The organism is Paraburkholderia fynbosensis (assembly GCF_902859935.1).
Taxonomy (GTDB): Bacteria; Pseudomonadota; Gammaproteobacteria; order Burkholderiales; family Burkholderiaceae; genus Paraburkholderia; species Paraburkholderia fynbosensis.
The window spans coordinates 188086-197388 of sequence record NZ_CADIKI010000017.1; the positions used below are offsets into that span (position 1 = coordinate 188086).

At 64.4% G+C, this 9303-nt stretch carries 6 protein-coding genes; 2 read left to right on the top strand and 4 right to left on the bottom strand.

All coding sequences use genetic code 11. From position 1 onward, the window contains the following. The first annotated feature begins 48 nt into the window (after positions 1-48). A complete protein-coding gene (locus HV770_RS26100) occupies positions 49-519 on the top strand; it encodes an Lrp/AsnC family transcriptional regulator (RefSeq protein ID WP_175164398.1) in 471 nt (156 codons plus the stop codon). 26 nt (positions 520-545) lie between these two features. Here the strand turns inward: HV770_RS26100 and HV770_RS26105 are convergent, their stop codons facing one another. Then, positions 546-1436 (bottom strand): alpha/beta fold hydrolase, encoded by an 891-nt coding sequence (locus HV770_RS26105; RefSeq protein ID WP_175164400.1) that lies wholly within the window; start codon positions 1434-1436, stop codon positions 546-548. A 321-nt stretch (positions 1437-1757) separates the two neighbouring features. Here HV770_RS26105 and HV770_RS26110 point away from each other — a divergent pair, with 321 nt between their 5' ends. Then, the gene (locus tag HV770_RS26110) at positions 1758-2729 is read left to right on the top strand and encodes an NAD(P)H-dependent flavin oxidoreductase (RefSeq protein WP_175164402.1); all 972 of its coding nucleotides are present in this window, start codon (positions 1758-1760) and stop codon (positions 2727-2729) included. Positions 2730-2819: 90 nt separating this feature from the next. On the opposite strand, the gene HV770_RS26115 is transcribed toward HV770_RS26110, so the two are convergent. From HV770_RS26115 to HV770_RS26125, 3 genes are all read right to left on the bottom strand, one after another. After that, positions 2820-6335, bottom strand: a complete 3516-nt coding sequence (locus tag HV770_RS26115) for a methylmalonyl-CoA mutase family protein (RefSeq protein ID WP_175164404.1) — start codon at positions 6333-6335, stop codon at positions 2820-2822. A 155-nt stretch (positions 6336-6490) separates the two neighbouring features. Then, on the bottom strand, positions 6491-7423 hold the full coding sequence (locus HV770_RS26120; protein ID WP_175164406.1) for a LysR family transcriptional regulator: 933 nt from the start codon (positions 7421-7423) through the stop codon (positions 6491-6493). A gap of 288 nt (positions 7424-7711) precedes the next feature. Then, positions 7712-8797, bottom strand: a complete 1086-nt coding sequence (locus HV770_RS26125; protein ID WP_175164408.1) for a porin — start codon at positions 8795-8797, stop codon at positions 7712-7714. Positions 8798-9303 lie beyond the last annotated feature (506 nt).

Sequence of the window (9303 nt, forward strand, 5' to 3'; positions counted from 1 at the left end):
GCTAAACTTAAGTCTTCCGGCGAATTCACCTGATAATCGAAGGCCATCATGAGCAAACGCCTTGCTGTTTCCACGCCCGCCGCGCTCGACGACACCGACCGGGCGCTCCTTGCCGCGCTCGCGCAGGACGCGCGTCAGCCGGTCAGCGAACTGGCGCGCGTCGTGGGACTGTCGGCGCCGAGTACGGCCGAACGCATTCGCCGGCTCGAAGCGCAAGGCGTGATCGAGCGCTTCACGGTGCAGATCGATCCGCGCGCGCTCGGCTTCACGCTGCAGGCGATCGTGCGCGTGAAGCCCTTACCGGGTCAGTTGCATTTGGTGGAGGAGGTGCTCCGGCGCATTCCGGAGTTCGTCGAATGCGACAAGGTGACGGGCGACGATTGCTTCATCTGCCGCCTGGTCCTGCATTCGATCGAGCAGCTCGATGAGATTCTGTCGAAAGTCACGGAGCGCGCGGAGACCAGCACCGCGATCGTCAAGTCGACGCCGATCGCGCGCCGCCTGCCTCCGCTTGGTTGAACGAGGCGTGCGGCTCTGCCCTGGCACTACCGCTCGACCGCTTCGAAGAAGGACAGCATTTCGGCGACCAGTTCGTCCGGCGCCTCCTCGGGTACGTAGTGCCCGCAAGACAGCGCACGGCCGCTCACGTCGCGCGCCACATGACGCCATTCGGCGAGCGCGTCGAAGCACTTCTCGATCACGCCCTTGTCGCCCCACAACACGCGCAGCGGACAGCCGATCTTGTTACCCCGCTCGATGTCCGCCCGATCGTGCTCGAGGTCGATGCTCGCCGACGCGCGGTAGTCCTCGCACATCGCGTGCACCGCGCCCGGTTGCGAGAGCGCCGCGCGATAAGCGTCGAGTGCGGCGGGCTTGAACGGCGCGAGGCCCGCGTGACGGCTGCCCATCACCGCATCGACATAAGCGGCCGGATTCGCGCCGATCAGCGTTTCCGGCAACGGCTCTGGCTGGATCAGGAAGAACCAGTGGAAATAGAGCGTCGCGAACGTGCGGTCGGTGGCTTCGTACATCGCGAGCGTCGGCGCGATGTCGAGCAGCATCAGACGCTCGACCGCCTCGGCATGGTCCAGCGCCATCCGGTGCGCGACGCGCGCGCCGCGATCGTGCGCGCAGACGAGGAATTTCTCGAAGCCGAAGTGGCGCATCACGGCGACCTGGTCCGCGGCCATCGCGCGTTTGGAATACGGCAGGTGCGCCGCGTCGCTCGGTGGTTTGCCCGATGCGCCATAGCCCCGCAGATCGGTCGCGATGACGGTGAAGTGTTCGGCGAGCTGCGCGGCGCAGCGCTCCCAGATCAGATGCGACTGCGGGTGGCCGTGCAACAACAGCAGAGGCGGCCCCGCTCCGCCCTTCACTCCGAAAATATCGACATCGCCCACGGCGACGCGAAAAGACGTGAAATTCTCGAAGGCCATGGAGTCTCTCTTTTGTGATTTGTGAGTGACTGCATTGTAGAAGCCCAACGTGTCCGCGCGGGGTAGGATGACCCACGCAAACATAGAACCTGAAGACTCCTTCCAACTGTTCCGGATGAGGCCGCCGGACGCGGCGACGCGCTTCGCCTATAATCGAACGACCGTTCTTAAATGGTCGAACGGCCTGGCCCGGTGGATGTCGTTGGCAGCGCAACGTGACGCGCGTCAGCTTCGACACGCCGCCGGCCGTGTGCCGCTAAACTCATCAAACGCCGGGCGCTCAACGCCGCACCGGTCCGCCTAAAACAGGAGACTCGCACTATGGCATTGCCCGCCGTCCTGCAAAACCTTGCGCTGCCCGTCGTCGCTTCGCCGATGTTCATCGTCAGCTATCCCGAGCTCGTGCTGGCCCAATGCAAGGCCGGCATCGTCGGCTCGTTCCCGGCGCTCAATGCGCGCCCGGCCGAATTGCTCGACGAATGGCTCACGCAGATCCAGACCCAACTCGCCGAGCACAAGGCGGCCCACCCCGATGCAATCATCGGGCCGATCGCCGTCAATCAGATCGTTCATCAGTCGAATACGCGGCTCGAACACGACGTGCGCGTGTGCGTCGAGCACAAGGTGCCGATCTTCATCACGAGCTTGCGCGCGCCCGCGCGTGAAATCGTCGATGCCGTGCATAGCTACGGCGGCATCGTGCTGCACGACGTGATCAATCTGCGCCACGCGCAGAAGGCGCTGGAAGCGGGCGTCGACGGTCTGATCCTGGTGGCGTCCGGCGCGGGCGGCCATGCAGGCACGACCTCACCGTTCGCGCTGGTCGGCGAAGTGCGGCGCGTCTTCGACGGCCCGATCGTGCTGTCGGGCTCGATCGCCAACGGCGGCTCGATTCTCGCGGCGCAGGCGATGGGCGCGGACCTCGCCTACATGGGCACGCGTTTCATCGCGACGAAGGAAGCGCATGCGGTCGACAGCTACAAGCAGGCGATCGTCAACTCCACGGCGTCGGACATCATTTACACGAATCTGTTTACCGGCGTGCACGGCAATTACATTCGTGAAAGCATCGTGAACGCGGGTCTCGACCCGGAGGCGCTGCCGGAGTCGGACAAGACCAAGATGAACTTCGGCAGCGACAAGGCGAAGGCATGGAAAGACATCTGGGGCGCGGGCCAGGGCGTCGGCCTGATGGACGATGTGCCGAGCGTCGGCGAACTGGTGCAGCGTTTGTCGCGTGAATATGAGGACGCGAAGGCACGGCTGGGAATCGGGCGCCAGTCGTCACGCTAAGGCACGGCCTGGCGGAGCGCGTCGGTGCGCTCCATGGCTGCGGCTCGCTTCAGTCTGCCGAGCCGCAGCGTATGCGATGCAGGCACGCGCCTACATATTCCGCCTATACTGCCCGCCCACTTCGAACAACGCATGGGTGATTTGTCCGAGCGAACACACACGCACCACGTCGATCAGCACGGCGAACACATTCTCGTCATCGATCACCGCGCGCTTCAGACGGTCGAGCGCCGCGGGCGCCGCTTCGCGATGCCGCGCCTGGAATGCGTGCAAACGCTTTAACTGACTCTGCTTTTCTTCATCGGTGGAACGGGCCAGTACGATCGGCTGCGGCACTTCATGGGGATGCGCGCTCAGGAACGTATTCACGCCGACGATCGGATACGACCCGTCATGCTTGCGATGCTCGTACAGCATCGACTCGTCCTGGATGCGCCCGCGCTGATAGCCGGTTTCCATCGCGCCGAGCACGCCGCCGCGTTCGGTCAGCCGGTCGAATTCGGCCAGCACCGCCTCCTCCACCAGATCGGTCAGCTCCTCGATCACGAAGCTGCCCTGATTCGGATTCTGGTTCTTCGCGAGCCCCCACTCGCGATTGATGATCAACTGGATCGCCACCGCACGGCGCACCGAATCTTCGGTGGGCGTGGTGATCGCTTCGTCGAAAGCATTCGTGTGCAGCGAGTTGCAGTTGTCGTAGATCGCGATCAGCGCCTGCAGCGTGGTACGGATGTCGTTGAAATCGATCTCCTGCGCGTGCAGGCTGCGGCCCGATGTCTGCACGTGATACTTGAGCTTCTGGCTGCGTTCGCTCGCGCCGTAGCGCTCGCGCATCGCGACCGCCCAGATACGGCGCGCGACGCGGCCTAGCACCGTGTACTCGGGATCCATGCCGTTCGAAAAGAAGAACGACAGATTCGGCGCGAAGTCGTCGATCGCCATGCCGCGTGCCAGATAGGCCTCGACGTAAGTGAAGCCGTTGGCGAGGGTGTAGGCGAGTTGCGAAATCGGATTCGCGCCGGCCTCGGCGATGTGATAGCCGGAGATCGACACCGAATAGAAATTGCGCACGCCGTGCTCGACGAAATACGCCTGAATATCGCCCATCACTTTCAGGCTGAACTCGGTCGAGAAGATGCAGGTGTTCTGGCCTTGGTCTTCCTTCAGGATATCGGCCTGCACGGTGCCGCGCACGTTTTCCAATGCCGTGCGACGGGTCGCGGCGAGTTCGTCGTCGGTGAGCGGGCGGCCTTGCTGCTGCTCCATACGTGCGATCTGCTGATCGATCGCGACGTTGAAGAACATCGCGAGAAGGGTCGGCGCGGGGCCGTTGATCGTCATCGAAACCGAGGTTTCCGGCGCGCACAGGTCGAAGCCGTCGTACAGCGCCTGCATGTCGTCGAGGGTGGCGACCGACACGCCCGAATTGCCCACCTTGCCGTAGATGTCCGGGCGTTCGTGCGGCTCTTCGCCGTATAGCGTGACCGAATCGAAGGCGGTCGAAAGACGTTTGGCCGGCATCCCTTCGGAGAGCAGTTTGAAGCGGCGGTTGGTGCGCTGCGGATCGCCTTCGCCGGCAAACATGCGAGTCGGGTCTTCGTTCTCGCGGCGAAACGGGAACACGCCGGCGGTGAAGGGAAAATAGCCGGGCAGATTGTCGAGCATCAGCCAGCGCAGAATTTCGCCGTGGTCGACGAATTTCGGCAGCGCGACTTTGCGGATTTCGGAGCCGGAGAGCGTCGTCACGGTGAGCGCGGTGTGGATTTCGCGTTCGCGAATGCGCACGATGTGTTCGGCGCCGGAATAGGCGGCCACGGTTTGTGGCCAGCTGTCGATGAGTTGGCGCTCGCGTTCGCCGAGGGCGGCGCTGCGCTGAGCGATCAGGATGTCGAGGGCGGTTCGGGTGGTCGGGGGGTCGGTTTGCGCGCTTGTGCTGCCAGTGGCATTTGCGGTGGCACACGTGTTTGCGTTGGTGCCGATGTCTGGATTAGCGGGTGAGGCCGCGCGGGTCGTGGCTTCTGCTCTTGCGGCCGCTTCTGCTCCTGCGGCCGCATCTGCTCCTGGATCCGGGCAAGCCCCCGCTCCTTCGCCCGCCTCCGCAAGCATCCGACGCGCCTCGACAAGCTGCCAACGCTCGCGCGCGATGCGCGCTTGCGCGTCGGCGCGCGCGCGGTAAGCGTGGACTGTCTGCGCAATATCGGCCAGATAGCGCACACGAGCCGGCGGCACGATCGCATTGCGACCGCTCGAGAAGCGCAGGCCCTCGGGCGTCGCCAGACGGCCTCCGCCCGGACGCAAACCATGCCGGAGCAGCGCATCGGCGACGTGGCGGTACAAAGCGGTCACGCCGTCGTCGTTGAAGCGCGAGGCGATCGTTCCGAACACCGGCATCGCGTCGGGCGGCGTGGCGAAGTCGGCGCGATTGCGCTGCACCTGTTTCGCGACGTCCCGCAATGCGTCCGCCGCGCCTTTGCGATCGAACTTGTTGATCGCGACGAAGCCGGCGAAGTCGAGCATGTCGATCTTCTCCAACTGGCTCGCCGCGCCGAACTCCGGCGTCATCACGTACAGCGATTCGTCGACGAACGGCACGATCGCCGCATCGCCCTGCCCGATCCCGGATGTCTCGACGATGATCAGATCGAAGCCCGCCGCCTTGCAGAGCATCAGCGCGTCGGGCAGCGAGTCTGAGAGTTCGCTCGACGCTTCGCGCGTCGCCATCGAGCGCATGTAGACACGCGCGCCGCCGCCCCAGTCGCCGATTGCATTCATGCGGATGCGGTCTCCGAGCAGTGCGCCGCCGGACTTGCGGCGCGACGGGTCGATCGCGAGCACGGCGATCGTGAGGGCGTCGCCGTAGTCGAGCCGGAAGCGGCGGATCAGTTCGTCGGTGAGCGACGATTTGCCGGCGCCGCCCGTTCCGGTGATGCCGAGTACGGGAGTCGCGGAGGGCTTCGCGAGCGCCGACAGGTGTTCGCGGCTGGCTGGATCGACGCTGCCTGCTTCGAATGCGCTGATGAGTTGTGCGAGCCGGCGGAAGGTGAGCGATGCGGCGGTGGGGGTGGCCGAGACGTTCGCGGCGTTCGACAGATCGGCCAGCCACTCGCCAACCGGCGTCTGTCCTGCGGCGATACCCACGCGCGCGCCTTCGGCACAACGCGCGATCATATCGTCGATCATTCCTTGCAGACCGAGCCGCTGCCCGTCCTGCGGCGAATAGATCTTCTCGACGCCATAACGTTCGAGCTCGGCGATCTCTTCGGGGACGATCACCCCGCCGCCGCCGCCGAACACCTTGATGCGCTCGCCGCCGCGCGCGCGCAGCAGATCGACCAGGTAACGAAAGTATTCGTCATGGCCACCCTGATAGCTGGATACGGCGACGCCGTCGGCGTCTTCATGCAGCGCGGCGGTGGCGACTTCATCGACGGAACGGTTGTGGCCGAGGTGGATCACCTCGACGCCGCTCGCCTGCAGAATGCGCCGCATGATGTTGATCGACGCATCGTGGCCGTCGAATAACGCGGCGGCGGTGACGAAACGCAAGCGCCGGCCGGCGGGCAGCGTGTGGCTGCCGGCGCGTTGCGGCGTGGACAGATCAGTCATGTCTCCCCCAGATCGTTACGCGTATGGGTGCTGGCAACCAGTATAGCGAAACGGGTCGCGGCGCCTGGGCCGCTTCGGCGGCGGTTTCGAGTGCGATTGGCGCAGCGGCTCGCCGTGTTTCGCCACGTCCCCCACTCCCGCACCGGCAATCCCTTCTAACGCACCGCCAATGCTTTGATCTGCTCAAGCGACGGCCAGAGCGACTCGTTCGCGAACCGCCCGGCAAGAAAGTCGACGAACGAGCGTACCTTCGCCGACAAATGCCGGCGGCTCGCATAGACCACGTGTATAGGCAGCTCGCGCGGCGGCACGTCGTCGACCAGCAATGGCACGAGACGTCGCGCGGCCAGATCATCGCCGATCACCTCGGTGCCGAGCATTGCGATGCCCGCGCCTTGCAGCACGATCACGCGCTGCGCCTCCAGATGATTGACGATCAGGTTGCCCGACAGACGCACGCGCGGCGACGCATCGCCGGTCGCAAGTTCAAGCGCCGACACGCCCGCGTACTGGAGATAGTTGTGGTTCGCGAGATCGGCGACGCTCTTCGGCGTGCCGTGCCGGCGCAGATACGCCGGCGACGCGCACAGCACGAGGTGTGCGGTGGCGATCTGCCGCGCGATCAGCGACGACGACTTCATGCCGCCCGGCGAAGCCCGGATCGCCACATCGAACCCCTCGTCGATCAGTTCGACCACCCGATCGGACAAGGTCATGTCGACGGTGACTTGCGGATATTGCGCGGCGTAGTCCGCCACCGCCGCCATCACGTGGCTCAAGCCGAACGCCGACAAGGACGACACCCGCAAGCGCCCCTGCGGCACGACGCTGGCCGCGCCGACGGCCTGCTCGGCTTCTTCAAGTTCGGTCAGCACCTGGCTCAGCCGCTCGTAGTATTCGCGGCCCGCCTCGGTCGGCGCCACGCGCCGCGTGGTGCGGTTCAGCAGGCGCGCGCCAAGCTGCTGTTCGAGGTGCATCACATGCTTGCTCGCCATCGCGGCCGACATCTCCATGCGCTCAGCCGCGCCAACGAAGCTGCCGGCTTCGACCACGTGGCGGAAAACTTTCATGCTGACCAAGGTATCCATCTTAATCGCTCGCCTCAGGAATCAATCGACTCCATTCTGCCGCGTTTATCAAAAAATGGTCGGCAAACTCGGGCGATGCGAAACGGGAAACGGGCGAAAACGCTGCGCATTTCGATGTTCGCGCACTAGCGTGGGAGGCTCGCGCAATCTGGAACTCAGAAACTGCAAAGCCCGCCTTCCGGGCGGAAGCGGGCTTTGCTATTGTTGGCCTACTGCGGTCGGCTCAAGTGCGGCAACGAGACAGGCTGCGCTGCCGCACAAGCAGCGCGCCCCGCTCACCTCAGACGCTCAGAACTTCGCGCGCAAGCCTGCGCCGTAGGTATTGCCGCTCGACTGGCCGGTGATGTGGTCGTACAGGTACGCCGCATAGACGTCCGTGCGCTTGGACAGCGGATAGTCATAGCCGATCGCGGCCGTCTGACGGGTCTGGTTCGAGCCGCCGCCATTGCGCGAATAGGCGTACGACGCCATCACCGAGCCGGGGCCGAACGGCACCGTGACGCCGCCTTGTCCGGTGTTCACGTGCCAGCTCGTGACCTGCTGGTTGTTGTACGTGTACATGTACTGGCCGTAGAACTTCACGAACTTCAGGTCGTACGACACGCCCGCTTGCGCGACGCTCTGGCTGCGCAGGCCGGGCACGCCCGAGGTTTCAAAGCTGCCGAGGTCACCGGGGACGTTGTTGAAGTTCACGTACTGATACACGGCGGTCGCCGCGAACGGGCCGTGGAAGTACAGCACCTGGCCGCTCCACTTCTTCGCGCCGGTCTGCGTCGTGTTGCCGAGCGCGTACATCGCCGTCGCCGACAGACCGCTGAAGTTCGGCGACGAGTACGACACCGCGTTGCTCCAGCCCGAATCGCCGGTCACGCCCTGGTCGGTGTCGTAGGTCGGGAACGTGCCGAGGCCGAGGTACGTGTGATACACCATCGGCGAGAACACGTACGAATCGACGAACGGGTTGAACAGAATCGTCGACACGAACAGCGGCGTCGTCAGGCGGCCGGCCGTCACCGTACCGTACGGCGATTCGATGCCGACGTACGCATTGCGCGAGAACATCGTGTCGCCCGTGAAGCGGCCGTACTGGCCGTTCTGCGCGAGGAAGAAGCCTTCCAGCGCGAAGATCGCCTTGTAGCCGTTGCCCAGATCCTCGGCCCCTTTCATGCCCCAGTACGAGGTCGACATGCCGCCGCCGGACACCACCACGGCGGTCTTGCCCCCAGGGAATTTCTGCGAGCCGACCCATTCGTCGACCTGGCCGTAAAGCTGCACGCTCGATTGCGCAAAAGCAGACGATGCACTGGCCAGCAGAGCGGCACACGCGGTTGCCTTGAGGGTGGTCTTCAGCGCACTGCTGATGCTTGTTTTCATGGATTCTCCAAGTCTTTGTCAAAAGGGTGGCCGTGCGAAAGGGGGCGCTCGCGCGAACCATTGTTGTTGTCCGTTCGATCATCGAGCCAATCTGGGCGACGACCATCTTTGCGGACCATTTTTATGAACAAAAATATCGCTGGTTATTGCGGGTATATCGAACTGGTTAGTTTTGTCGCTTATCGGCCTGATACGGGCCGGCTGCCGACGCGCTCACGGGGGTCCGTCGGCGGCCTCGGCGCATCACGCAAAGCGGTACTGGCGCAGCGCCAGGCCGGGCGTCACACGTCCGCTGACATGCGATGAGGCATCGCAGCGGAATTGCCCGAATTTGACGACGAGAGCGGCTCGCCTGCCGAGTGTTTTCAAAAAAAGTGTGGCGTCGATACGTCACATTGGCGGGTCGCGTCGGGGATGGGCTGAAACGGAAAGGCGCGGGTACGCGGTTTGGCTGGCGGATGCTAGCTGCCAGTATGAGATGCGGGTGCGGGTGCGGGGGCGGGGGC

Bases quoted from the DNA above. Each gene is read 5' to 3' on its own strand.
- HV770_RS26115 (WP_175164404.1), bottom strand. From the start codon at position 6,335: ATGACTGATCTGTCCACGCCGCAACGCGCCGGCAGCCACACGCTGCCC.
- HV770_RS26110 (WP_175164402.1), top strand. From the start codon at position 1,758: ATGGCATTGCCCGCCGTCCTGCAAAACCTTGCGCTGCCCGTCGTCGCT.
- HV770_RS26105 (WP_175164400.1), bottom strand. From the start codon at position 1,436: ATGGCCTTCGAGAATTTCACGTCTTTTCGCGTCGCCGTGGGCGATGTC.
- HV770_RS26125 (WP_175164408.1), bottom strand. From the start codon at position 8,797: ATGAAAACAAGCATCAGCAGTGCGCTGAAGACCACCCTCAAGGCAACC.
- HV770_RS26120 (WP_175164406.1), bottom strand. From the start codon at position 7,423: ATGGATACCTTGGTCAGCATGAAAGTTTTCCGCCACGTGGTCGAAGCC.
- HV770_RS26100 (WP_175164398.1), top strand. From the start codon at position 49: ATGAGCAAACGCCTTGCTGTTTCCACGCCCGCCGCGCTCGACGACACC.